14 protein-coding genes are annotated in these 26542 nt (G+C 33.0%); 1 reads left to right on the plus strand and 13 read right to left on the minus strand.

Features of this window, described 5'->3' with window-relative positions:
• Position 1: 1 nt before the first annotated feature.
• From Q4Q40_RS08750 to Q4Q40_RS08805, 13 genes are all read right to left on the minus strand, one after another.
• Positions 2-721, minus strand: coding sequence for a sterol desaturase family protein (locus tag Q4Q40_RS08750; protein ID WP_303301405.1), 720 nt, complete (start codon positions 719-721; stop codon positions 2-4).
• 176 nt (positions 722-897) lie between these two features.
• Positions 898-1158 (minus strand): type II toxin-antitoxin system RelE/ParE family toxin, encoded by a 261-nt coding sequence (locus tag Q4Q40_RS24065; protein ID WP_367892780.1) that lies wholly within the window; start codon positions 1156-1158, stop codon positions 898-900.
• A gap of 69 nt (positions 1159-1227) precedes the next feature.
• A complete protein-coding gene (locus tag Q4Q40_RS08755) occupies positions 1228-2649 on the minus strand; it encodes an alkaline phosphatase D family protein (RefSeq protein ID WP_303301406.1) in 1422 nt (473 codons plus the stop codon).
• Between the two features lie 174 nt (positions 2650-2823).
• A complete protein-coding gene (locus Q4Q40_RS08760) occupies positions 2824-5817 on the minus strand; it encodes a CBM96 family carbohydrate-binding protein (protein ID WP_303301407.1) in 2994 nt (997 codons plus the stop codon).
• A 185-nt stretch (positions 5818-6002) separates the two neighbouring features.
• Complete coding sequence (locus Q4Q40_RS08765) at positions 6003-7637, minus strand: right-handed parallel beta-helix repeat-containing protein (RefSeq protein ID WP_303301408.1); 1635 nt, start codon at positions 7635-7637, stop codon at positions 6003-6005.
• On the minus strand, positions 7637-8428 hold the full coding sequence (locus Q4Q40_RS08770) for a sialate O-acetylesterase (RefSeq protein ID WP_303301409.1): 792 nt from the start codon (positions 8426-8428) through the stop codon (positions 7637-7639). Before Q4Q40_RS08770 ends, Q4Q40_RS08765 begins: the two co-directional genes overlap by 1 nt.
• 6 nt (positions 8429-8434) lie before the next feature.
• Positions 8435-10024: a sulfatase gene (locus tag Q4Q40_RS08775; RefSeq protein ID WP_303301410.1), complete on the minus strand. Its 1590-nt coding sequence runs from the start codon at positions 10022-10024 to the stop codon at positions 8435-8437.
• Positions 10025-10037: 13 nt separating this feature from the next.
• Positions 10038-11459, minus strand: coding sequence for a glycoside hydrolase family protein (locus Q4Q40_RS08780; RefSeq protein WP_303301411.1), 1422 nt, complete (start codon positions 11457-11459; stop codon positions 10038-10040).
• Positions 11460-11483: 24 nt separating this feature from the next.
• Positions 11484-12905 carry a sulfatase-like hydrolase/transferase gene (locus Q4Q40_RS08785; RefSeq protein WP_303301412.1) on the minus strand — a complete coding sequence of 474 codons (1422 nt, stop codon included), beginning with the start codon at positions 12903-12905 and terminating at the stop codon, positions 11484-11486.
• A 105-nt stretch (positions 12906-13010) separates the two neighbouring features.
• On the minus strand, positions 13011-14645 hold the full coding sequence (locus Q4Q40_RS08790) for a RagB/SusD family nutrient uptake outer membrane protein (RefSeq protein WP_303301413.1): 1635 nt from the start codon (positions 14643-14645) through the stop codon (positions 13011-13013).
• Between the two features lie 23 nt (positions 14646-14668).
• Positions 14669-17623: a SusC/RagA family TonB-linked outer membrane protein gene (locus tag Q4Q40_RS08795; RefSeq protein ID WP_303301414.1), complete on the minus strand. Its 2955-nt coding sequence runs from the start codon at positions 17621-17623 to the stop codon at positions 14669-14671.
• A 16-nt stretch (positions 17624-17639) separates the two neighbouring features.
• Positions 17640-18839: a glycoside hydrolase family 88 protein gene (locus Q4Q40_RS08800; RefSeq protein WP_303301415.1), complete on the minus strand. Its 1200-nt coding sequence runs from the start codon at positions 18837-18839 to the stop codon at positions 17640-17642.
• Between the two features lie 1244 nt (positions 18840-20083).
• Complete coding sequence (locus Q4Q40_RS08805; RefSeq protein WP_303301416.1) at positions 20084-21895, minus strand: glycoside hydrolase family 2 protein; 1812 nt, start codon at positions 21893-21895, stop codon at positions 20084-20086.
• 258 nt (positions 21896-22153) lie between these two features.
• Here Q4Q40_RS08805 and Q4Q40_RS08810 point away from each other — a divergent pair, with 258 nt between their 5' ends.
• The gene (locus tag Q4Q40_RS08810) at positions 22154-26248 is read left to right on the plus strand and encodes a hybrid sensor histidine kinase/response regulator transcription factor (RefSeq protein ID WP_303301417.1); all 4095 of its coding nucleotides are present in this window, start codon (positions 22154-22156) and stop codon (positions 26246-26248) included.
• Positions 26249-26542: the final 294 nt, after the last annotated feature.

Here is a 26542-nt window from a genome sequence, read left to right on the forward strand (position 1 = left end):
ATTATTTATTATGCTTGGAGAATAATTTATCCAAGAAGTTAAGAGAAAACCCATAGTTTCTTCTGCCTCTACTATGGTGTTCGTTATGATAGGTTCCAAAAAGCTTCCAACTAGTACCTTTCCCATTTCCGAATCGGTAATTGCAATGTCCTGCAAAATTCAATAGAATACTCACCAATGGGTATATAGAGATCGCTACTATAGAAAAAGGAATAAACGGGACAATCGTTAATGGTATGGTACTTAACAACAAGGCTTCCAACCAATGAAAACTGTAAACAGAATATACTGTTGAAATTCTAGATTTATGATGAATAAAATGAACATGCTTCATCATAAATTTTTGATGCATTATTCTATGTACTATATAAAAATGGACTTCATTCCATAGTGTGAGTAAAATAACTCCTATTAATATATTAAGCCATGTATTTGGTAGTAGTTCTATTAAGTCAACCCTTATTAAATATACAATAGGTATAATTGAAAACCCAAAAACAACTATCGATTTTATGGAGTGTTTTATTTCAAAAGTAATCTGTTCTTTAGAAACTTCTTTATCTTTAATTTTATTGAGTAGGTGTTTCCGTTCTAAAATTTTACAAACAGATAAAAACAAAAAACCTATTCCAAAATATAGAAATGCAAAGTACCCAAAAGTCAACCCATATAAAACAGTATAGGAATAGTTAAATAAGATGTTTTCAATAAGGGACTCCAAAGTAATTATCTTATTTTATAGTTATTCTTATCAACGGGAATCTTTCGCATTTACTATATTTATAGTTCTGAGAATCTCGTATTTAATTTTTTCTCAGGCATTCCCCCAAATATACTTTAATTTAAAATAAGTTTTTGTACAGTCTTACTGGTTTACCAACTATATACTTAACTAAGTCAAGTGATTTTTTCTAAATCTTGTCTTCCAATGATAGACATAATTTCAACAATATCGTTTTCAATTTTATAGTAAATATTATCAGAACCACATGGGCACCGCCTATATCCAGTTTTTATAAAGCCAACAGCTTCAAAAACAAATGGTCTTTGAGATATAATATTACAATCTTCAAAAAAAGAATTAAAATATTTGTCAGCTTGTACTATTCCATTTTTTTTGACGCCATAATGATAAGCATTCAGGCTTATAAATTCGATATAAACATTAGTTTATAAACTGATATGATATATTAAAATATAAAATAGCGTTAATAAGTTACTGGTATCTTACTTTGACTTAATAATTTCTTCATGTACTACATTTCCATCAACATCATAATGGCTAAAGTTAATAGTCGGAATATTATCTTTTCTAAATACCGATACATAAAGAAACCCACCTTTTACTCTTAAAAATTGGTGCTCTGGCCTATAATCATTAGGATCCCAACCTTGTGCATGAACATCACTCGTTGGCCCTTGGCTAAACTCTAAAAGCCCTGTTACTAAATCTTTTGAAACGTATTGCCAATGCCTATCACCATTAACAACAAACGTGTTTTCTTGAGACGCAAGTAATTCTCGAAGCCAATTGCCTTCTGTTTTGTATGATTTGTTAGAATGATTATCTATTTTCCCCTTAGCTCTATCTGGACCAACAACTGGTGTTGGAGACATTAAAATTTTAAAGGTCGCATTTGAAGATTCAATGGAAGCCTTTAACCACGCTTTTTGTTCTTTTCCAAAAATTGACTTTTCATCGCCATCTGCATCTTTATTATCACTTCTAAATTCGCGAGCTTCTACTAACCAGACTTCCAAATCTTTTCCCCATCTAACGGTTCTAAAAGGTTTATCATTTAAAGGAACTTGCTCATGCCAAATTTGTAAAGCATCATCAAAAGTTAATTCTCCAAATGGTTCAGAATTTGGGGACGCATCGTCTTTTAAAATGTCGTGGTCATCTTTTTGTAAATAAGACGGTACTTTTGAGTAAAAATCAACTAATGAAGGCCAAGCGTTTATAGCATGCCACTTATGTCTTGCCAATGCTATGTTATATGACATTGGGCCTGGCTTATCATAATATACATAATCGCCTGTTTGGCAGTGAAAATCTGGATTCAATTCCTGCATACTATCATAAGCTTTAAACCCTCTAATTGGATCGTCATAATCCCAAAAGTATTGACAGGTAGATGATGTAAAACCTACTGGCTCTATTGTTTCTGATGAAGGTGCCGTCTTGAATGCCCCTGATATGTCTGTAATAGGGCTATTTTTGTCTTTTCTACCTTGTAACAAAACATGATACTCCGTATTGGGATTTAAACCATGTATTGCTTCCATAATGGTATAATCTTTATATGGTGATACATGTTTCCAGTCAATTGTAATAATGGTATCTTTGTTAAACACTTTTATTTTAACCTCCCCAAATGTCCCTTCTACAGCACCATCCATTTTATTGACAGGCATATTATTATTAAAATCAAGAGGTGTTCTAAAGGGAGCTTCTTTTTGTTTATGGGAAATTGGAACTGCGTTGGGGAACTTGCATAATCGCGTCCATATAATGGCACTTGTATTGGTTACTTCCTGAATTTTTAGTCCGTTTGTAAAATAAACTTCACCATCTTGTTTCAGAGCAAATGAGGTCATAAAAACAAAAAGAATGCCCCCTAATAACTTATACATTTGTTTATTCATTATATATTGAAATTTAATCATTATTTTCAAAAACACCTCTATTGGATCTACCTTATTGGGTTTCTATAAATAATCTAGTAACCTAGGTTAGTAATAAGGTATTAACCTTAGGGCAACCTCTGAACCTATTAAAACAGTATCACCCCAAGGAATTATTAATACTCCATTTTTATATTATTCTTTCAATATTCTCTTTATAACAGTACCAAAATCACCATCTAATTTCACAAGATAAATACCCTTTTGAAGTCTTAAATCATCCAAAGAGATACTTGTTGATGGTTTATTAAAAACAGTTACTAATTGCCCTACAGTGTTATATATACTTATTTTTTCTACTTCAACATCTGACAGCATATTTATTTTCATCTCATTAGAAACTGGGTTCGATAGTGACAAAAACTGGTTAACATCATTTTTCTCATTCAATGCGAGATCAAAATCACTTTCAAAGGGTCCTATATCTAATGATACACCTTTATATAGTGACTGGTTTTGAAAATCAACCAAAGGTATTTCTGTAATAGTATTGGTACTTCCTGCATCTATTGCTGGAGAAGATTCAGATAAACCAAACCCATTAAGAAAATCATAACTTACACTTCCTGTAGGCAATCCATCAGTATCTAATAAAACATAGCCTCCAATATCTTGGACTGGTACTGTACCATTTTCAAATAATGGATCAGCAGTTACCAAGTTAGCGTCGTTTGGGTATTGGTAAGTCGCATCTATACCATAATATAGATTATTACTGTATTTCACTTCTTCAAATCTAGTGTCGGTAGCTTCAACATCGGCTGTAAATGTACCGTTGTTATTCGTTGTATAAAAAATGTTATTTGTAACTACAGAGTTAATGGGACCTTGAGGAGTTACATTACTCAAATGTGTAAATACCAAACTATTGTCTTTACTTGCATCATCATAGTAAACTAAATTATTATGTACATAAAGATTGGTATTTTGGTTACAAATTCGAATACTATTAATGCCATTATTAATTAAAACATTATAACGAATAATTGTATTATCATTAAACGATCCGCCAAAGCTTCCACCTGTAGTAATAACACCTCCGTATTCATTATTATGACAGTAATTATATTCTATAAGCGTGTTTTTAGACCGAAGATCTGCGTCTATACCTGCTCCATCAGATTTTCCTTCGGTATATTCTGTAAAACAAGATTCATTGTACCTCCAAACAGCGCCTGTTGTTTTAGAATTAAAGCAAGCATTATCTGAACCTCTACCTATTGAACAGTAATAGAAAAGATTATACTCCATAATTGGATTTTCAGCCGTACGGATAATCATCCCCTGAGAATTAATATTTTCAAACCGATTGCGTTTTATAACCACATTTTTACTAGGCACAAAATTATGAATGTAATGCTCGTCTAAAGTTCCTGGTACTGTATTGCTACTAAAATCTGAATTCAATTCTAAATCGGACCAATGAGAGATATTAGCAAAACCTGTATTTGACACATCATAAAAATAGGTTTTATCCAGTAAGATATCGTCAAAATAGGTTTGAACATCGTCACCTCGTATTTCTAAAAGAATAGCTCCCGAACGTTTTTCGTCATCAGTATTAGCATAAACACCCGCATCAAGCCCATCGGTTCCATTTATATCGGTAAATTTAAGATTGGAAAAATGTAAATGATGAAGTACTCCAAAATTATCGGCAACCACATGAATACCTCTTCGTAACCCATCTTTTTCTAATCCTAAATTGGTTATATGGATGTTTGAAATTTCGATATATTCTTGATTAAACAATTTTATGAGTCCTGTTGATTGTCCTAACCCTTTTAATAATGGTTTATCGCCAGTACTATAAGCATCAATAACGATAGGATTTCCATCTGTTCCAGAACCTTTAAACACTATCTCTTGTCTGCTCCAAACACTTCCTCGTTTTAAAAGTATTTGGCTTCCAGGAGCAAGCGTAACGCCTTCTAGTTTTGTTAAATTTTGCCATGCTGTAGCTTCTGATGTTCCATTGTTATTATCATCGCCATTTTCTGAATCAAAATAAAAAGTTCCAAACATCGTTGTAGGCGCAACATAACTGCCAGAATTAGAACTTACCATTAATTGAGGTCCATCACTGGTTGCTTCTTTTGAGTTAAATGAAATTTTTGCGCCTTCATTTTCTTTTACAATCAGTGTTAAATCATCCCAACCTGCCTCAATAGCTTTATTGACATAGTTAGTAACATCTAACGTTACAAATCCTGTCGAGAAAATTGAATATATATCAATACGCTCGGTTGCCAATGGTTTACTAGCTCCTGTAATGGTTGTTTCACTCCAAGTAGCTTCTGTAGCGGTTCCATATACTGAAATTTCTGAAGCGCGTTCAACCTCAAAAGCATATAATTTTAAAAGTATTTTTTCTCTAGCTCCTGTAATACTGCTAATATCGAATTGAATATAGCTGTCTGTACAACTACTTACATTATCGTCATAACGAACAGATAAGTTGTCACTATCTCCATAATTTTTATCGTAAGAAGGTCTCCCCCAATAAAAAATTTCGGAATCTTGTGAGGCTGAAATAGCTGATAGATTAGGATCATCTATAGTAATTGCTATATGTGGTATATTAAGCCCTCCTTCTTTACTGTTAAAACCTATGGTGATTTTTGACTCATCAGGGTCGCCTAAAGCTATTGATACTATTTTATCTCCACTTAATTGAGTTTGTACATACGATGTAATATCCCACTCATAATACATACCACTATCTCCCATTACTACAGAAGCAATCTGCCCTCCTATGGTTGGTACATTATCCCAAGTTACTGTAGATTCTAACCAAGCATCATCTAATTCATAAGCGTTAATAGTTGCTAGTTCGGAATCGTTAGCATGCAAACGTAATACCGCTTTAGCAGAGCCACTCAAGTTATAGGATGTATCCGATAGGTCAAATTTAAGAATTGTTTTTCTATAATTGTTTTCATTGGATGGTGTTCCTTTTGCTAGCAGTTCTAGTTCACTACCATAATTCAAATCACTATTTTCTCCGCCTCTTATATAAGTATCTTCGTCTACCTCGTGTATAAACGTACCATAAGTTTGAGCTTTTAAGCAAAAAGAAGTTGTCAAATAGATTAAAGTAATAAAAATAATTTTGTTCAATTGTTTCATTGTTTTTAGTTTTTAGTAGAAGGGGTTTAAACTTTTTTAATGGGCTGCAAAATGCTCTTTCTTACTCAATTTTTGACTTTTTATTACGCCACAGCATTACTATGAATTGTAAAAAAATGCTTTAATTGATCATAAAAACAGTTACTTTTCATTTCAATCAAGAAGGTTTAGACCACTTCTTTAATTTAGTTATTGTTATGTTTTTCAAAAACACCTCTATCAGGTTTCCCAATTATGGGATTTCCCAAAAAATCTTTCATTGGGTGTCCTGCTATATCGATTCCTGTATCAATTTCGGGGGATTTAATTTGCAGTATAAATCGCAAATAAGGTTTCCAATTAGTTTCAGAATCAATGGCTCTTATAAACAAGGGATTTTCTTTACTTTTAGCTTCATCTTCGGGCTCATTTTTTATGTTGCCATAAAAAGTATTCGCCTCAAACATATTGTTGGTACTTTTTCCTAAATCAAACTCATTTCCTTCTCCTAAAGCGTAAAAAATATTGTTTGTATAGGATGTCGTGTCTGGAAAGCCTCCCCAACTTTTATGATATAACAACTGTACAGCATCTTGTTCTTTTCCTGCAAAAAAAACATTGTTATAAATTTTTGTATTGGTAGTTGTCCCAGAATTTCTAACAATATGGTGGTTGTTACTTTCAAAAATATTATATCTAATTATGGTGCCGTCATTAAAACTGGTTTTACTAGTGCCATTACAACAAATAAGAATACCTCCATGACCATTATGGTGGCTATAATTGTACTGAATGATTGTGTTCTTACAATTCCAATCACTATCAAAGCCTCCTGCATCTACATCTGGTTTATGATCCCAGCTTGTTGCTTCGGTATTATAAAACGTATATGACGCTTCATTATATTGAAAAAGGGCATCATCACAATTAAATGGAAATGAGGCGTTACCACTACCTTTTAATCCATTATGTTTAAATGAACAATACGTCACTACAGGTGATGAAGCTACCCGCACTATTAAAGCATTTGCACCAGCCCTTTCAAACTTATTGTTTCTATGTACAATCTGTTTACTTGGATACCAATTATGAATGCTACCATTTGCCAAAGTATCTCCTCGTTTACTATATAGTGATCTACGGTTCCAAACGGATCTATTAGACCAACCAGTACGATCTACATCATGAATGTAACAGCCTTCTGTATATAAGCCTTCAAAATTTGATTTTACGCGTTTGGTAACATCTTTGTTCCATGTAATTTCAGCGAAAACACCACCATTATTTTTTGTACTCATATCGCCGTTAACATCACAAATTTCTAAATTGATTAAATGAATATTATGAAGTGTCCCACAGTCTTTAGCTTCAATATAGATACCATTTTTGGGAGCGTTTACATAGGTGGTAGTGTGTTTTAAAACCAATTTTCGCGGTTCTTCAGAAGCTTTATAATTTCTAATTTTTAAATCTCTTATTTCTATATAGTCTTGATTGAAAAGACGGATGGTATGCGACGCCTTTTCGTTAATAGCAACCATGCCTTTTGCATCTAAAACAGGTGCTTTACCGTAACCATAAGCACCAATAACAATGGAGGCCTTTTTAGAACCACTTCCTCTGGGTATAAGGTTACCTATCCATTGTCCGCCTCTACGAAAAAGTACTGAATCTCCAGGTTTAAGATGTACCTTATTAATGATTTCCATACTTTTAAATGGCATTTTTTTAGATATGCCTTTATTAGTATCATCACCTATTAGATTATCTACAAAATAAGTTGTTTGTGTATGAGCAATTACACCCCAAAACAATAAACAACAGATGATTTCACTTTTCATTAGTATGGGGTAATTAGCTTTAACATGTTTTTTGCATACCTTTTCCCCAAAAGTCTTTGACTTGCGCTATCAAAATGTGTGCTATCAATAGTACTTAACTTTTCTGTTAGAACTACGCTCGCATTTTTTACATGATTGGGAAGTTCTAAAATCATTTTATTAAAATTATTCCGTTTCGGTTTATCTGATGAAAGTTGACCAACAACAAAAGGTAAATCTGGTAATTCTAAATCTTGACGTAATGCCGTGATTAATTCAATAATCTTAGGCATATACTCATTATATTTTGATGCATTTGCTTCGCCTTGATGCCATAAAACACCTTTTAAAACACCATGTTTTAGTGCTTTTTTTGTTTGGCTTAGGGCTTCATTGTAAAGAACATCTCCAGGTTTCCATGCTTCAATAGAAGTGCCCCCCTTTGCATTTACTACCAATCCTATTTTATTTCCTTCATTTGTCTTTGCCATTTCTTTTGCAAAACCATAACCAGGACCTAACTTCTGCATGGCTATTTTTTTACGAACAGTAGAATATTTATTTAAAGGATTTGCCGCTTTTTCCCAAGGTTTTTTTTCATTTCCTGTAAATAGAAATACATGGTTAATACTGTCTTGATCTTGAAGTTCTATAGCCGCTCGTCCAGCCATATTAGATTGACCAATCAACAAATAAATTTCCATAGGGTTGGATTGATTTTTAATCACTTCCTCCTCTCCTAAGTTTGTTGTTGTTTTACATTGATAAAAGAAAACAACTAACACGATTATAAGTATTCTATAATGCTTCATTTTTAATTATCTTAACCATAAAGGAATGGAGTCATTAGCAATCCAACCTTCAATTCTTCTATCTAAATTATCACCTTCCCATTTGGTTGAACCTGCTGGTAGTGCATCCTGTTTTGGCAACCATTTTTTATGTGCTTCAATAATCATAGCATATTCAGGGTTACCAGCTAAATTTATATGCTCGCCAGGATCTGTTTTATGGTTATACAATTCTTCGCCACCATCGCGATAATGTATGTACCTCCAATCATTACTTCTTACTGCATGGTTTTTATAGTACCAAGTAGTTAACACAGATCTATTTTGTATAGTTTCTGGCGCATTAATAAGCGGCACTAAACTTTCGCCTTCTACTTGTTCTACTTTTGGAAGGTTACATAATTCTGTAAGTGTTGGATAGATATCTAAAAGACTAACGACTTGACTGCTGCGTTGTCCATTTTTTTCATTATTTGGAATTTTAAAAAATAGTGGCACTTTAGTCGCTTCTTCCCAAAGGGCTTGTTTTCTAAAATGTCTTTTTTCTCCTAAATGCTGCCCATGGTCGGACCACAACACGATTATGGTATTTTTTGCATGCGGACTTTTCTCTAATGCTTCTACAACTTTGCCTATTTGATCGTCTACAAAAGACACACAAGCTAAATAGGACTGTACCAATTCTGGAAGTATTTCCTTTTTTTCTGAAACATCTTGCCACCCTCCTTTTGGTGTATAACCATGTGCAATAGCCTTACCCATTATAGGAATGTCTTCAAATTCATTTTCTGGAACAACAGGCACTTGTATATTTTCTATGGGATATAAATCAAAATACTTTTTAGGAGCTGTGTAAGGTACATGGGGTCTTATAAAACCTACTGCTAAGAAAAAGGGATCTTTATGTGGTTCGTTAATTTTGTTAATAGCCCAGTCTCTAATTTGTTCATCGTACATCCCTTTTTCTGGAATATCTTCTGCTTCTAAAGGGCCTCCACACAACGAATAAAATCTTTTTCGCGTTTTATAATAATTATTAATGGTATCTTTTCCATATAACTCTACTAACTGCCCACCATTTTTAGGAAACGGATAAAACATGGTACCTCTGTAACCGTATCCATTTTCTTTTATATGTGTTTCCATATTTTTCCAAAAATGGGGTGAAAATTCGGTCCAGTAATCTGTTTTTTTATCTGAGTAATCAGATTCCCCACTATGAAAAACTTTCCCAGTAGCGTAGGTATTATAGCCATTCGCTTTGAAATATTCTGGAAGCATCATATGATTTGCCATAACGGTATCATAATTCTTCTTCATGTTCTTAGTTGCACTATACCAACCAGATGACGTAGGGTGCACCCCACTTATTATAGAGTTTCTTGATGCGGTACATACAGGTTGCGAACAATGGGCATTTGTAAACAAAATACCTTCAGAAAAAAGCTTATCCATATTAGGTGTTTTAGCTTGTGGGTGCCCCAATAAGGCACCTTCCCAATCGTTTAAATCATCTACCGAAATAAAAAGGACATTCGGTTTTGTGTTTTCTTTAGCTTTATTACTATTACAATTCGTTAGTAATAAAAGCCCCAATACTAATATGATGAATTTCATAAAAAAATTATATTTATTGTTCTGTATCAAAGTATTCGATCAAATTATAAGCTTGTGTGTTTAATTCTTGCATTTTTTCCATCATAGGTGTCCACACTTGGTATTCATTGTTTACGATACCCTTGTTAGCATCAATATTTGAAGGGTCTACTCCTTTTGCGGTAGGGTCGTTATCTTGATATTTAAAATAGTGCCACCCCACGCAATTTTTAGATTCTAATAAAGCCAGGTTATAATTTTGATAAAAGAGACCTCGGTCTTTTTGTGTTCTTACTATCCAACCTGCTCCACTTGTGTTACCCATTCCAGAATCTTCTCCTTTGGTATAGTATTCGGTTATTATAAATGGTTTCCCCGTCCATTTGCCCCAGTTTTCCATTTGTTCTGTATCTGGTGTCCAATGGTTATAATAATTGTTTGAAATGATATCGAGATACTTGCCAGCAGCTTTCATAAATTCGGCATGATTCTTTTCATTTGAATAAAAACGAGATCCTATATACATATGGTTTGGATCGTATTTTTTAATCGCTTTGGAAACTATTGAAAAGTATTTATCTCCAACGTATGCCATAAATAGTTCTCGGTGGTTATCTGTAATCTGTTCTTTTGTTATGCCTTGCTTTTCCATCCATGCTTTAGCAGCCAAATGCCCATGGTCATTTTCGGGCAATCCCAAATAATTATCAAGGGCTTTAAATTTGAAAGGCATTTCATTATCTGAAAAATGACCAAACAAATTAGGATCCTCTTTGTAAGCTAATAATTGCTTGGCATGCGCATCACAAAACGTCTCAAATTCAGGGTCAAAAACAAAAATGGCATTATTAGGATACCCCGTATGCCCAGGTTGTTGATAGGTACCACCTCGCTTACGACCATAACTGCTCATAAAGTTCCAGTTTATGGTATAAGCAAATGGTTTTTTAAGGGTTTGGTTTGCTGCAACAATAGCTTCGGTATCAGACCATGATCCAGCACAATTAAAACCATTTTCTTGTAACATTTGTACGGTTTCATTAATCCAGTTTTTTTTTGTACCAAACTTATTCTTTAAAGACTCTTTATTTCTATCAGTTTTTCCTGTGTTAATACTGTTTAAAGCAATATTAAGGTATGGATATCCCAAGGGGTCTATACCCCACCAACGATTGCCTATTTTTTTTACATGGAAAAACCCAGTTGCATGGTTTTTGGGATGTTCTAATGCCCCACCATACTTACTTAATTTAATTTCTTTTACAAGCTTATAATCTGAGAGTAATTCTAAAGTCCGTGTTTTAAACGGCTTGTAATTTTTATAACTTCTGGTTCCATCATCATTATATACTTTTATTTTAGCATCAACTAACACATAGTCTTGTTTTGCTTTTTTTTCAGTGTTTTTACACCCAAAAAGAACAAATACCAGACTCACGATGATTATATTTTTCATTTACTATTTTGTTGTTTAAATCTTTTACCACCGATAATCTTGACCTTCTCTACTGGCTTTCCACGATGTTTTTACTTTTTCTAACTCTGCCATCATTGTTTTTAACAATTCTGGTTTTTCAGATGCTAGATTATGTGTTTCTCCTGGATCATTTTTTAAATCGAAAAGCATCATTTCTTTTCCTACTTCTGGTATGCAAATCTTATATTGTCCACTTACAAAAGCATATAATTCGGTGTTTTTATAAAGACGCTGATATCCAAAAGCAAGTGGGTTATCTGCAATAACAGATCCTCCATTTATTAGTGGTTTTAAACTAACCCCATCTATTGGAATTTTTTTATTGGGTTTAATATTTAAAAGATCAAGTATTGTTGGAAAATAATCGTTGGTAGATGTTTGAAGATTAGATGCTACTCCTTCTTTTATATGTCCTGGCCACGAAATTAAAGAGGGTACACGTAAGCCCCCTTCCCACATTTGATGTTTGTGACCTCTAAAAGGTCCTGCAGATGCAATGCCCTTTTTTGCTAGCGGATCTGAAGGGCCATTATCACTACAGAAAAAGATTATCGTATTTTCTTCTATATTCTTATCTTTTAAGAATTGGTTTAAACGACCAATTTGTTCATCCATGGCTGTTATAGCTCCATATAGATGTTTTTTACCTTCTGAAAGTTTTGGATATTTTGCCAAATATTCTGGTCCTGCAACTACAGGTTCATGTGGTGTGTGAAACCAAATAGTAGCAAAAAAAGGTGTTTCTTTTGAAATAGATTCTTCAATAAATGGAATGGCTCTATCCATTATAATACGGCTATCGTCGCCTTCTAAATTAGTGGTAACAGGTTTACCGTTTTGTACATAAATGGATCCTCCCCAAGACCCATCATCTTTTGCTCCAAAACTCGTCCATCCTTTGGGTGTTTTTGTAGGATCCCATGTTGGTACGGCACTTTTAGTAGCAAAAGTTTCATCATAACCATGATGCCACGGTGGCGAATACATGCCTCTAGATTCTACTTTATCTGGCTCTATCCACCCTAAGTGCCATTTGCCAAAAAACCCTGTTTTATAGCCTTCTTTTTTTAAAACCTCAGCAATGGTTTTTTCTGCTGGTCTCATACCTCCAGTATGGGCTGCAAAAATACCCTGTCTAAAAGGGCTTCTTCCTGTTAATACACTTGCACGAGTTGGTGAACATAAAGGGGCTGCTGCATAAAAATTTGTAAAAGTGATCCCTTCTTTAGACATTTTATCTAATGAAGGTGTTATTACGTTTTTATTTCCATTAAACCCTACATCCCCATAGCCCAAATCGTCAGCCATAATAAGGATAATATTAGGTTCTGTATTTTTTGAAATAGTTTTCTGGGCATAACAGCCTAGTATTAAAAAATTAATACTAATAGCAAGTATTAGCTTACAGTAAAATAGGTTTTTCATTTTCTACTTTATTTATTTAGTCTCTTAAAATACATATTTATTTATTTTTAAATAACACAAAAAAACGACCTCACTTTTTTTATAAAGGAGGTCGTTTTTTTAATATTAATTATAACCTGTGTTTTGCTCCATAGGTATTCCTGTATTGGCATCTATAATACCTTGCGGGATCGGTAAGTATTCATTGTACTCGTTTACTTTGCTAGCGTCTAATCGGGGATTATACATAATAGCCCATTCATAAAACTTATCTGTACGCACCAAGGTGTGTCTTCTATATTCTTCAGTAACTAATTCCCTGGAGCGCTCTTTAAGGATAAAGTCTAATGTAACATCGGCTCCAGATATTGCAGACGCATTAGATCTCGCTCTTAATATATTTAAATAGTCGGCGGCTCTATCATTTTTATTTTGCTTCATTAACGCCTCTGCAGCAAGCAGATATGTTTCGGCCAATCTCATAAACATTTGATCGTCATATTGACTTGCATTTGAAGCGTTTCCAAAAACAACAGGATCGTTATACTCCCATTTTCTTACCCATGGCCAAATATAATTATCCTCTAAATCACTGTCTTCATCAAAGTCTGTAGAGGTGTATTTAATAATATCAAAAGTTGTAGCTCCTTCATCTGCAGGATAGATATAATATTTTTTTACGGCATGTTCTGAATACCTATCATCAAAAGATTCATACCAATCGAAAGCAGCATCTGAAACGGAAATACGACCAGCTCCTTTACCTCCATTATAAGTGTACAGGGAATCTAAATCTAATTTTTTTAAAACGTTATCTTTTCCATAATGGGGTGTCCATGTATTTTTCACGTAACCAGACTCACTTCCTACCACATCTGCATAGGCATTGTTCATGACCCATAAAACTTCTTTATTCCCATCTTCTGGTTTTGGGTTATCAAAAATATCGGAAAACGCATTACCAGTTTCAGAGACATTCACTCCAAACCTGGAGGTCATTAGTTGGTATTCCGAACTATTTATAACCCTAAGCGCTTCAGTTTCTGCTTTAGAATCTTCTCCCATATCCAGGTACAATTCGGCCAACATAGTACTTGCCACAGCGCTGTTAACTTTTCCTGTTTGTTCTTTCATTTCCAGATGATCTCTAGCAAATGTTAAATCAATTTCCATTTGGGCGTTTATTTCTGCAATAGAGTTTCGTTCCCAATCATTACGATACGTGGTGCCATCAATTTCTTGAAGGCTTAAAGGAACAGCTCCCCAACCATAGCGTAAGTGACGATAAGACCAAGCCCTTATTAACCTTGCTTGTCCTATTATTTTATTTTGATTTATCAGGTCGTTCGCTTCATTTCCGCCCATCCAGTCAACATCTGTTGTTTCTGCTCTGTTAATAATTAAATTACTTGAATTAATAATTTTGTAGAGTAAATTAAAATTAGATGCTACTAAACTATTTTCAGAATTCAAATCATTATAATTGTTAAAAGGGTCTGTTTGTGCAGCGCCTCCGTTTACAAATGCATTATCTGTACCCATTTGCCATAAAGCTGCTCGTGTTACATTATTTTGCGATAACCTATCTTCTCGTACTAATGCATATAGTGCATTTAAACCGTTCTCAAAACCATCGTAATTAAGAAATAGGTTTTCGGCAAAAATATCATCTTTAGGTTCTTCCAATAAAAAAGTGTCTTCGTTACAAGAACTCATAAAAACCGAACCAATAACTGTTAATAATATCAGTATTTTTTTCATGCTGTTATTTTTTAATATTTTAATTATAAGCTAACTTTTAAACCTAACAAAAAAGAGGTCGTTTGAGGAGCTGCAGTTTGTCTGGAGACTCCACCAGAGGTAGGTGCATAAAATTCTGGATCTAAACCAATCCAATCTGTATTTGTATATAAGTTTTTTATATTGGCAAATAGTTCAAGGTTTTCAATTTTAAATTTCTTTAATGTTTCAGAAGGGAATTGATAATTGATGGTAATATCTTGCAACCTTATAAAATCTGTGCTGCGATAAAATTTCATACTACGCGGATTTACATTAGCGTGCCTATCATTTCTTGGGTAGCTATTGCTTTGGTTTTCTGGAGTCCAAAATGGGACATTATATCTATTTTCTCTCAGATCAATATCGTTAGTGTATAGTAATTCGTTGGAATATGTTATACCAGAAACCATATTTAAAAAGAAGCTTAATGTCCAGTTTTTGTATTCAAATGTATTGGTTAGTCCAGCAATAAAATCTGGTATTTGACGTCCAATAACTTGTTTATCATCTGGAGTAATTTCACCATCACCATCTGCATCTAAATAGCGAATATCTCCTGCTTCTACATCCCCTTGTGGTGTGTCTGTAGTGGCTTCCTGGTATATTCCATCAAAAACATAATCATAATTAACATTAACTGGCTCACCTATAAACCACTCATTATCAATATCATCAATATACTTCCCATCGTTATCTGTTAAACCAACATTAACAATTTTAGTATTATAATGTGCTATATTAAAATCGGTAGTCCATTTAAAGTTCTCGTTTCTCAAATTTACAGTTGATATTTGAAATTCAATTCCTGTATTGGAAGTTTCACCAATATTTTGGGTAATGGAACTCGTACCATTAACATTTGAGATTGATTTTTTTAATAAAAGGTCTGTGGTTTTTGATGAGTAGACATCAATTAACCCTCTAACTTTATTACTGAAAAATCCAAAATCCAGACCTGCATTGAAGGATGTTGTTGTTTCCCAGCCTAGTGTAGGGTCTCCCAAACTACTTGGATGAAAACCAAACAATGTGCCATCATCTCCATCTACATAATCAACTGATGTTAGAACAGGAAGTGTAGAATAAGCAGACACAGCCTCATTACCAGTTTCACCATAAGACAATCTTAGTTTCAAGTTATTTATATTATCGGAACCTTTCAAGAATTCCTCATTCGTCATGTTCCACCCTAGTGCTGCTGATGGAAAAACACCGAATTTGCTATCTGTTCCAAAAGCAGAATATCCATCACGTCGCATCGTTAATGTTACCAAATACCTAGAATCGTAAGCATAGTTGGTTCTTATCATTTGCGATAAGTGCGTTCTTTTTGTATAAGATGTACTAGGTTCTATAAGGTTGGCACTACTTGCCTGATAATATGTTCTTACATCATTAGGAAATCCTTCTGCACTAACATCATGGTCTTCAGACCATTCACTTTGTGCACTATACAATCCTGTTAAAAATATGTTGTGCTTACCAAACGTATTTTTATAACTGATAATATTCTCTACAAGCCAATCCTCATCATATTCGTTTTCTAAATCCAATGATCCTCCAACACTTAAACCTGTTCGTGTATTTCGGCCTCTATAGGTTTTCTTTAATCTAGATCGATAATCATACCCTGTATTTAATTTATAAGACAATCCTTTTATAAAAGGAACATCAATTAATATACTATTGTTGGATGTAAAACGTCTTGCTATATCACTATTATTATATAAAAGACCTGCTAAAGGGTTTGTTACATAAACCCCATCATCCCAAGTTTCTAAAGTTTGCGAACCATCTTCGTTAAATGGAACTCCTAAAGGATTCATAGAAAATGCACCAGAAAAACTGGCATTGTTTCCACTTCGGTCATAATGACCGTATCGAGAACTCGTGTTAAACGTCATCCAAGGCAACAGTTTATGATCTAAATTGATTCTTAACGTGGAACGTTTAAATTCATCACCAAGCGCTGTTCCTTCAGAGTTTAAATAAGATAACGAAACATAATATTTTGTTTTTTCGGAACCTCCTAAAAATGACAAATCGTGTTGCAACGTTTTACCTGTTCTTGTAGCAATATCAACCCAATCGGTGTTTCTACCAGCAGCGTAACCTTCGTCTTCAACAAGTGATGTGGTTAATCCTCTATCTAATTTCGTTTCATAAAATGTTTCACCATCCATTAAGCTTGGTATGTTTACTGGGGTGTTAAATGTTGTAGCTATCGAATAATTTACTTTCATTTGGCCTTCTTTGCCTTTTTTTGAAGTAATAAGAACAACGCCATTTGCTCCTCTTGATCCGTAAATTGCTGAGGCTGATGCATCTTTTAATACTTCAAGACGTCCCACATCTTTCGGATTTATTTCTGATAAATTTCCTGAAAATGGCACACCATCGAAAATAATTAAAGGACCATTTGAAGCCGAAATGGAGTTTTGCCCACGAATTAACATAGTGTTGGAAGAACCCTCTGCATTTGATCCGTTTATAGTGATGTTCATCCCAGCCATAGTACCTTGTAGCATTTGTTCTAAACTAGTTCTGGGTCTTGATTCTAAAACCTCAGTACTCACCGTAACAACAGATCCTGTTACATCACTCTTCTTTTGTGTACCATAACCAACCACAACAACTTCATCGAGGTCTATTCCCGAAGACTTCAGGGTTGCATTGATAGTTGTATTACTCCCAATCGCTATTTCCAGCTCCTCCATACCTAAATAACTAAAAACAAGAACAATAGACTGATCACTTACATGTAAAGTGTACCCACCATCGAAATCTGTCATTGTTCCTATATTCGTTCCTTTAACTAATACTGAAGCTCCCGAAAGCGGTTTGCCTTCTTCGTCTGTAACTTTTCCTGAAAGACTTTTATTTTGTGCATTACTGCTAAATGAAAATAAAATAAAAAGCAAGAATGTTAATTTAATTAATAATTGTTTTTTCTTCATAGATTTGGTTTTTGTGTTAGTTGTTTTTAATTTTAATTTTTCTTGATAAGGCTTCTAAGTAATAATAATCAGCATAAATTAAAGGGACATCAATTTCTGAATTCATTGGTTTATGCCCTGTTGCATGCTTTAATAAAAAACCATTATTCTCACCCAAAGTATTAAAATATTGATTGGACGACAGTGATTCCATAATACGATTAGCAACCTGTAAGTATATGGTCTTATTATATTCTGTGAAGGTGCTTAATTCAAATAAAGCAGACGCTATAATAGCCGCCGCAGATGTATCTCTAGGTTCTTTTTCGATATCCAGTAGGCTAAAATCCCATAATGGAATATAGTCTTTTGGCAAAGACGCTATGTTAATTATATAATTAGCTATGTTTTCTGCCTGTTTTAAAAATTCTGGGTTCTGTGTTTCTCTATAAATCATTGTATAACCATACAATGCCCATGCCTGCCCTCTTGCCCAACAAGACTCATCTGCATAACCCTGGTATGTGTTTTTAGAGACCACTTTTCCTGAATCACTATTATAACCAACAACATGATACGTACTAAAATCATTTCTAAAATGGTTTTTTTTTGTTGTTTTAGCATGTTTAACGGCTATGTTATAAAACACGGAATCCCCAGTTTCTTTCCATGCCCAAAACAACAATTCAAGATTCATCAAATTATCAATAATTACAGGGAATTCCCATTTATCCTTATTGTGATCCCAAGAACGAATACTCCCTACATTCTCATTAAATCGGGTTACTAATGTTTTAGCTGATCGAATTAATATCTCTCTATAATTTTTATTATTTGTAATCTTATACCCCAAACCGAAACTACTCATCATTTTAAATCCTATATCATGATTTGATGCATTAAATTTTTCACTTTCTAATACTTGTGTGTATTCTATAGCTTTTCCTTTCCAATTGTTCTCCTTTGTTAAATCGTACATCAGCCACAAAACTCCTGGGAAAAAGCCGCTGGTCCAATCTTTTTTATCAACTAACCTAAGCTTGCCTGTTTTATCTGTACTTCTGGGAAATATTTTTTCTTTTGATATGTAATCAAATTTTTTTACCGCTGAAGCGTATTGTAATTGATTGAAAGCTTTTTCTATCAACAAAATGTCATCATTAGTATCATGCTCCCTATTGATTTTACAAGAGTTTGTTAAAATTATTACTAAACAGATACTAAAAAGTCTCATCATTTATTGATTAAATCATAAGTCAAAATTACTAGACATCTTTGAATCGAATTCAGTCTAATGTTCCCAATACCTAGCAATAGTGTTACATATTTATACATATGTATCTAAAAACAACATATGTACTAGTTTTATAATTCTTGTTCAGCTATTTTTTTTTGATTATTTAAATTAATGATTACAGAAGCGTTATACTTATTAGTAAAATACCCCCCTCTTAAAGACTTCTGTTACCCCTCTTTCTTTCTGTATGACATTGAGAAAACTTTATTTTATTCAAAAGGGTAGTGTCTTCAGGACATTCCGACAATTGTCGGAGTTGAAGAATTTTAAAATAAAAAACGAGTATAGATTCTTCTGTCGTTCCGCCTTCTGAATGACATTGAGAGACTTATAGAAAGGTTAGTAGTGTCACTCAGAGCGAAACGAAGAATCTCTCTATTTTTAGACCAAAAAAAATTGGAGATTCATATAACTAACTATTACACTTATACCCTATTAATAAAATAGTACCGTTTTAGGGATTTCTGTCGTTCCGCCTTCTGAATGACATTGAGAGACTTATTGAAAGGTTAGTAGTGTCACTCAGAGCGAAACGAAGAATCTCTCTATTTTTAGATCAAAAAAATTGGAGATTCATATAACTAACTATTACACTTATACCCTATTAATAAAATAGTACCGTTTTAGGGGTTTCTCTCGTTCCGCCTACCATTGACGTGTTTTATAAATAACTAACTTCCAACCACTTGTCATTCATAGCGCAGCGAAGAATCTTTATAATTAATCTCTAAAGATTCTTCAGTCGTACCTCCTTCTGAATGACACCCGTATTACGTCATTTCATCCGCTAGTTAAAATTTTTAACACAGATCTCTGAATAACATTGAGAAACTACTTATTAAAAGATTAGTGCCATTCAGAGCGAAACAAAGAATATCTCTATTTTTAAATCAAAAAAAAATGGAGATTCAAATAACTAAACTATTACACTTATACCCTATTAGTAAAATAATACCGTTTTAGGGGTTTCTCTCGTTCCGCCCTGTCCGACAGGCTTCTTAATCACATTCTCATCTTATTTTCTTCAAAGGTTAGTGTCATTCATAGCATTCCGACAATTGTCGGAGTAAAAGAATCTTATTTATCTAAAAACCAAAACAATAAATTTTTTAGAGATTCTTCATTGCATTCAGAATGACACTTTTTAAACGCCCCTTTTCTTTTAATTCTGTACTTATAGTTGACTAATTTTCTTCCAAATAAAATTTTTGTAATCTATAGAATGCTTTTTTAGGAATGCCTTTTTCCGAAATAAGCCCTTTCCTATTAAAATCGTTTTGGATGCGTCTTAAATGTCTTCTATGCGACTTAAAATCCATCAAAATCCAAGGTGAAGCACCCGCTAAGAAATCAATATTTCTCATCATTTCTATGTTATACTTATACACCTCATCTTGATATTCCTCTGTCCATCGTTCATTGGCTTCCCCATGAAGCCCTTGTAAAGCACCAGCGCCAACCTCACTCATAATCATTGGTTTTTTGTAATGGTTAATCCATTTCCAATTAGCACAAGACTCTGGAGCACCACCATACCAACCACAATAGCTATTAATACCAATAACATCTACATAAGCCCCTAGAGGATCTTCTATTATATGGTTATTATCATTTCCTTTTTGGGTATCTAAAGCTGCTGTAACTAATCTTACCTCGTCTAATGCCTTCACTTTTTTAGTAAGCTTCTTTAAAAATAAATTTCTGGAATCGCTTTCTGGAGTTTCGTTAGCTACAGACCATAAAATAATTGCTGCCCGATTTTTATCTCTAGAAATCATATCACTCAATTGATTTTCTGCATTTAAATAGGTATCAGGATTATCAAATAAAACGGTCCAATACACTGGAATTTCAGACCAAATTAAAAACCCCATCTTTTCTGCTTCTCTAACCATAGCTTCACTATGTGGATAATGTGCCAATCTTATAAAGTTACAACCCAATTCTTTCGCCCATTTTAAAAGTGTTATGCATTCTTCTTTTGTTGTTACCCTCCCCGAGTTAAATGGCGCTTCTTCATGAATACTTATCCCTTTAAGAAAAATAGGTTTTCCATTTAAAAGGATTTTGCTTTCTTTTGTTTCTATGGTTCTAAAACCTATTTGATCTGATATTTTATCATGCTTTGAAGTAATATTGACGGTATACAATTTGGGTTTTTGAGGATTCCACAACAATGGTTTAGCATTTACCTTAAACGTGGCTATTCCTTTTTTTACTTTTGTATTAATGTCTATCCCTAATTCGGTAATTTTAATTTTTATAGTATCGTCGTCATGAGTGTTATTTAGTTTAACCCAACCTTCTATACTATTAATTTCTCCTTTAGATAGTTGAATGGAATAGTCTTGTATATGTTCTGGAGGCACAGAAACCAGATGTACAGACCTGGTGATGCCTCCATAATTCCACCAATCTGTATTAATAGTTGGTATCGCCTCTCTTTTACGTTTATTATCTACCTTTATTATTAAGTGATTATCCTTATTTTTTAGCTTGTTAGTAACATCAAACTGAAAAGGTGTATACCCCCCAATATGTGTTCCTAATTTTTCACCATTTAGATATACATTGGCTTCATAATTAATAGCTTCAAAATAAAGGTAGTTTTTAACAGCTTCTACATCATGGTAATCGAATGTTTTTTTATACCAAACCGTCCCCTCATAATAGTATAATTTTTCCATTTGAGAATTCCAGTCGCCAGGAACTGTTAATTGATAATCGGAATCGAAATCATACTCAATTAAATCTGATGGTTTTTTCATTTTCTTATTTACAAAAAAACCTTCTTCTCTGGGAGTCCATCTATGGTTATAGTACCCATTTTCTAACGGATCTATAATAATTTGCCACAAACCATTTAAACTTTCCTTATTTCTTGAGTTTATATTTTGTAATAGCTCATTTTTATTTTCTAATGCTACCTGCGCATTATTTGTTAAATATAAAAAGCAAAATAATATTACTATACAAACCTGTTTAATATTGGTCATTTAATTACTTTCATTTCAAATTAATACTTTGGTGTAAAATAAACTTATTACTTTCCACTTCTAACTTCTTCTTCATTAAGGAATTTTAAAAGTACTTCATAATCTCAAGCTTTACTTGTTCTATTATCCCCAATTACTAGCAATAGTGTTCCATGATTGTAGACATGTTCCCAAAAGCAACATAAGTACTAGTTTTGGTTAGATACATATTTATTTTCAGAGCTTATTATTATTATTTTTACATCTTTAAAATGCCCCATGAATTTCTGGTTTTCCTACATATTAATTAGTTTAGTGACTTCTGTGGTTTTTAGTACTAATAACCCAGATCCATATATCTCATTATCTAAAATAACTCCAGATGGGGGCGTTGCTTACTCGCAAGTCACCTCTATAGTAGAAGATAATCAAGGGCTTATTTGGTTTAGTACTAATAACGGTTTGTTTTCTTACAACACCGTTAAAATTAAGAGATATAGCCACTTACAAAACGATAGCACAACGGTTTCAACCAACAGAATTAATACCCTTTATAAAGACAACCAAGGTAACATGTGGGTGGCCACAGAAAATGGATTGTGTTCTTATAATTTAAAGCATGATAATTTTAAAAGATGGCATATAAGAGATCAATTTGATAATTATATAGGTAAAAACATTACCTCTTTTTTTCAAGACGATGATGGCGCATATTGGTTTTCGGATGAAAAAGGTATTGGTGTTATTAATTTTAAAACAAATCGTGCTTTTTACAAAAACATAAATAGCAAAACAAATTCGGTTTATTATCTTAACATCGACGAAAATCAGTCCATTTGGGCATTTTATAATGATGGTGGCATTTATTATTTACCCAAAGGTTCTAATACGTTTCAGTATTTCACTAAAGGATTAAAAAACAGAATAAGATCTGTTCTGGTTGAAAATGATTTTATCTGGATTGGCTACGAATCCAGAGGGTTGTATTGTATAAGCACCATAGATGGTACAGTGATTAATCATTTTGAAGCTAACAACAGTGCATCAAGCATCCCTAACAACCAAGTAAGAAGTTTGCTAAAAGATTCGAATAACCGTATTTGGGTGGGCACTTATGAAGGTATAGCGATTATTGAAGACTTTGAGGTTAAGCTTATAATTGATCAACAAAAGTATTCTAGTTTACCAAATCATTCTATTTGGTCTTTATATCAAGATTCTCATAAAAATGTTTGGATAGGAACTTGGATGGGAGGTTTAGCCTTTCATAACGATTGTAATAATTCTTTTTTACATTATAACCAATCCACTTCAAAAAAATCGATAAGTGATAATGTTATAAGTTCTTTTATTGAAACACCAGATAAACAGCATATACTAATAGGTATTGATGATGGCGATTTAAATGTATTTAACCCAAAAACCAACACATTTACTACGAAGCCTATTATTTATAATCGTGATACAATTCAAAACATTAAAGCATTAGCTTATGATAAAAATGAAACATTATGGGTTGGAACCTATGGGAATGGTGTTTTATATCAACGAAAAAACGAACAAACATTTAAGCGCTTAATACCACCATTTACATCTGGCTTTCAGGCTTTAGATATTTTAACAACTAACGATGGTATTTGGGTTAGTGACTATCCTTTAGGAGTCTATTTTTATCATTTTGATTCTAAAACATTCACCAAATACTTACATAACCCGTTAAATATAAATTCACTATCAAATAATAACGTTCGTCATATCATTGAGGACGAGAAAGGAAATATTTGGTTTGCGACAGAAAATGGACTCAATCTTCTAAAAAAGGATGCATCAAAATTCATTCATTTTTTTAACCAAGAAAATAACCCTCAAAGTATTTCTGCTAATTACATTTATTGTCTTCATGAAGATAGTAAAGGTTTTTTATGGCTTGGAACTAATGGGCAGGGACTTGATAAATTCGATCCAAAAACGGGGATCGCAGCGCATTTTACGGTAAAAGAAAGACTACCCAGAAATGAAATATTTTCTATATTAGAAGATAACAATCATAATTTATGGCTAACAACCGAAAATGGTTTATGCAAATTTAACTCCCAAAGTAATACCATGCAATCTTATGTTAGCAATAAAGGCATTAAGAATAATCGATTTCACCCTATAGCTGCTTTAAGATCGTTAAATGGAGAATTATATTTTGGCGGGTCTAATGGGTTAATTCGTTTTTTACCCAATAAAATTAACACAAATCCTACGTCTCCAAAACCCACTATAACTCGTATTTATGTAAATAATATAGAGGTTTTCCCAGAAGTTAATACGAGTTCTTTAGAGCGTTTTTTAAAATTAAACCACACACAAAACTCTATTAGCTTACAATTTATATCAAACAATTACATAAACCCACAAAACAACAAATTTAAGTATCGTTTAGTAGGGTTTGATAATGATTGGATTTATACAGACTTTAATGGTAAAGCCCATTTTACAAACATTCCTCCTAACAATTATACTTTTGAGGTAAAAGCTGCTAATAATGATGGTGTATGGAATGAAAACCCTACTAAAATTTCAATTAATATTATTCCCCCTATTTGGAAAAGGTGGTATGCCTATTTGCTATATATTTCATTATTTATTTATTCGATTTATTTCTACAGAAAACAGGTTATAAACCGTCAAAAACTAAAATCAGAAATTAGCTTAGGGAAAATTCAAAGAGAAAATGAAGAGCAGATGTACCAAATGAAGCTTCAGTTTTTTACAAATATCTCTCATGAATTCAGAACGCCCTTAACTTTAATACAAGGTCCTGTAAATAGATTATTAAAAACGGATGCTAATAACGAATCATCAAACAAGCAATTAACCCTAATTAAAAACAACACAGATAGATTACTACGATTAGTCAATCAGTTTCTTGATTTTAGAAGAGCTAATTCTGGAACATTAAAACTTAATCCTATAAATACTGATATTGTATCGTTTTGTAAAAATATTTTTAAGAGTTTTGAAGAACATGCAAACCATAGGGGGTTTGATTTTAGCTTCAAATCTAGCATTCCAAATCTTAAAATGGATTTTGATACTGATAAATTAGATAAAGTATTGGTTAACATCCTTTCGAATGCATTTAAAAACACATCAAACAATGGCGCTGTTACACTAAAAATACAAAGTAATACAAAATCAATCTACAATTCCAAGTGGAGCCAGCATACTATAGGCGAAAATATTAGTAGGGATTTTATAGAAATAAGTATTTCGGACACTGGAAATGGTATACCTACAGACAAACTCCCATTAATTTTCGAACGTTTTTTTCAAGTTGAGAATAATTATAATAAAGGCACTGGAATAGGGCTCTCTTTATCTACAAACTATATCTCATTGCACCACGGTCAATTAACTGTAAGTACGAAAGAAACAAAAGGCACCACCATTTACATATACATCCCCCAATATCATGCAGAAAGTTTAAGGGATAATTCTGATAAAAGCAAGCATCTCAACACTTCAGATTTCACCTCTGAAGCTTCTTCTGCTATGGATGCAAAAATTAAGAATGAGGAATCTGATGAAAACCAGGATTCCTTAATATTAATTGCCGAAGACCACCCAGAATTATTAGATTTCTTGGGAGATTCTCTACAAAATCATTTTAGAATAGCGAGAGCAAAAGATGGAAAAGATGCTTACGAGCAAGTACACTCCTTATATCCAGACTTAGTAGTTTCTGATATTATGATGCCTGAAATAAATGGTATTGAGTTATGTGAAAAAATAAAAAACGATGTAAGAACCAGTCATATTCCTTTTATTTTGCTAACAGCACTAGATTCTATTCAAGATAAAATAGCAGGGATGCATTCTGGTGCAGATGCTTACCTGGATAAACCTTTTGATAACGACCTTTTAATAGCTCAAATTAATAATTTATTAGACTCAAGAAAAACTTTACGCGAATCGTTTTCTGGAATACAAGAAGGATTTGAAGACAGCCTGGAGATACATGATTTAGATAAAAAATTGCTTATTAAAGCTGTATATATAATCGATAAAAATTTATCCAACTCAGAATTTACAGTAGAAGATTTGGCAGCGAATTTAAACCTTAGTAGAACGCATCTTCACAGAAAGTTAAAATCTATCACAAATCAATCTGCAACCGAATTTATTAGAAGCATCAGATTAAAACATGCTATTAAATTAATGAAAGAAGGTAAATATATAGTAAAGGAAATTGGTTATGCCGTAGGTTTTAGTTCTCATAATTATTTTACTAAAACGTTTAAAAAACAGTATGGTAAATCTCCAAGTGAATTTATCAAAGAAAATTTTGAGAATTTACAAACAACAAGCCTAAAAAATGAATAATTTCATAAATAACACGTACAATAAGTCTATAAAAAAACAAGAAATTGAATTTTCTACTCAGACTAAAATTTGCTTCGTTACATTCTTATGAACTCATGAAATAAAAGTAAGAAATTACTGTGTTAAATTATCGTGTTTTTCGTTATTATTTTTTGTTTTTGCCCTACATTATACTTAATTTGTTGGGTATAAAATTGGACTATTTAATCAGTTATATTAACCTCAAATCAAAAAAAATCATACCTATTTATTACCTAAGCATTTGTACTGCATTTTGTTTTTTTTTGATCCAGA

Origin of the sequence: Flavivirga jejuensis, assembly GCF_030540765.1 — a bacterium.
In the GTDB taxonomy this organism is placed as follows: domain Bacteria; phylum Bacteroidota; class Bacteroidia; order Flavobacteriales; family Flavobacteriaceae; genus Flavivirga; species Flavivirga jejuensis.

Bases quoted from the DNA above. Each gene is read 5' to 3' on its own strand.
- Q4Q40_RS08755 (WP_303301406.1), bottom strand. From the start codon at position 2,649: ATGAATAAACAAATGTATAAGTTATTAGGGGGCATTCTTTTTGTTTTT.
- Q4Q40_RS08760 (WP_303301407.1), bottom strand. From the start codon at position 5,817: ATGAAACAATTGAACAAAATTATTTTTATTACTTTAATCTATTTGACA.
- Q4Q40_RS08765 (WP_303301408.1), bottom strand. From the start codon at position 7,637: ATGAAAAGTGAAATCATCTGTTGTTTATTGTTTTGGGGTGTAATTGCT.
- Q4Q40_RS08770 (WP_303301409.1), bottom strand. From the start codon at position 8,428: ATGAAGCATTATAGAATACTTATAATCGTGTTAGTTGTTTTCTTTTAT.
- Q4Q40_RS08775 (WP_303301410.1), bottom strand. From the start codon at position 10,024: ATGAAATTCATCATATTAGTATTGGGGCTTTTATTACTAACGAATTGT.
- Q4Q40_RS08780 (WP_303301411.1), bottom strand. From the start codon at position 11,459: ATGAAAAATATAATCATCGTGAGTCTGGTATTTGTTCTTTTTGGGTGT.
- Q4Q40_RS08785 (WP_303301412.1), bottom strand. From the start codon at position 12,905: ATGAAAAACCTATTTTACTGTAAGCTAATACTTGCTATTAGTATTAAT.
- Q4Q40_RS08790 (WP_303301413.1), bottom strand. From the start codon at position 14,645: ATGAAAAAAATACTGATATTATTAACAGTTATTGGTTCGGTTTTTATG.
- Q4Q40_RS08795 (WP_303301414.1), bottom strand. From the start codon at position 17,623: ATGAAGAAAAAACAATTATTAATTAAATTAACATTCTTGCTTTTTATT.
- Q4Q40_RS08800 (WP_303301415.1), bottom strand. From the start codon at position 18,839: ATGATGAGACTTTTTAGTATCTGTTTAGTAATAATTTTAACAAACTCT.
- Q4Q40_RS08805 (WP_303301416.1), bottom strand. From the start codon at position 21,895: ATGACCAATATTAAACAGGTTTGTATAGTAATATTATTTTGCTTTTTA.
- Q4Q40_RS08810 (WP_303301417.1), top strand. From the start codon at position 22,154: ATGAATTTCTGGTTTTCCTACATATTAATTAGTTTAGTGACTTCTGTG.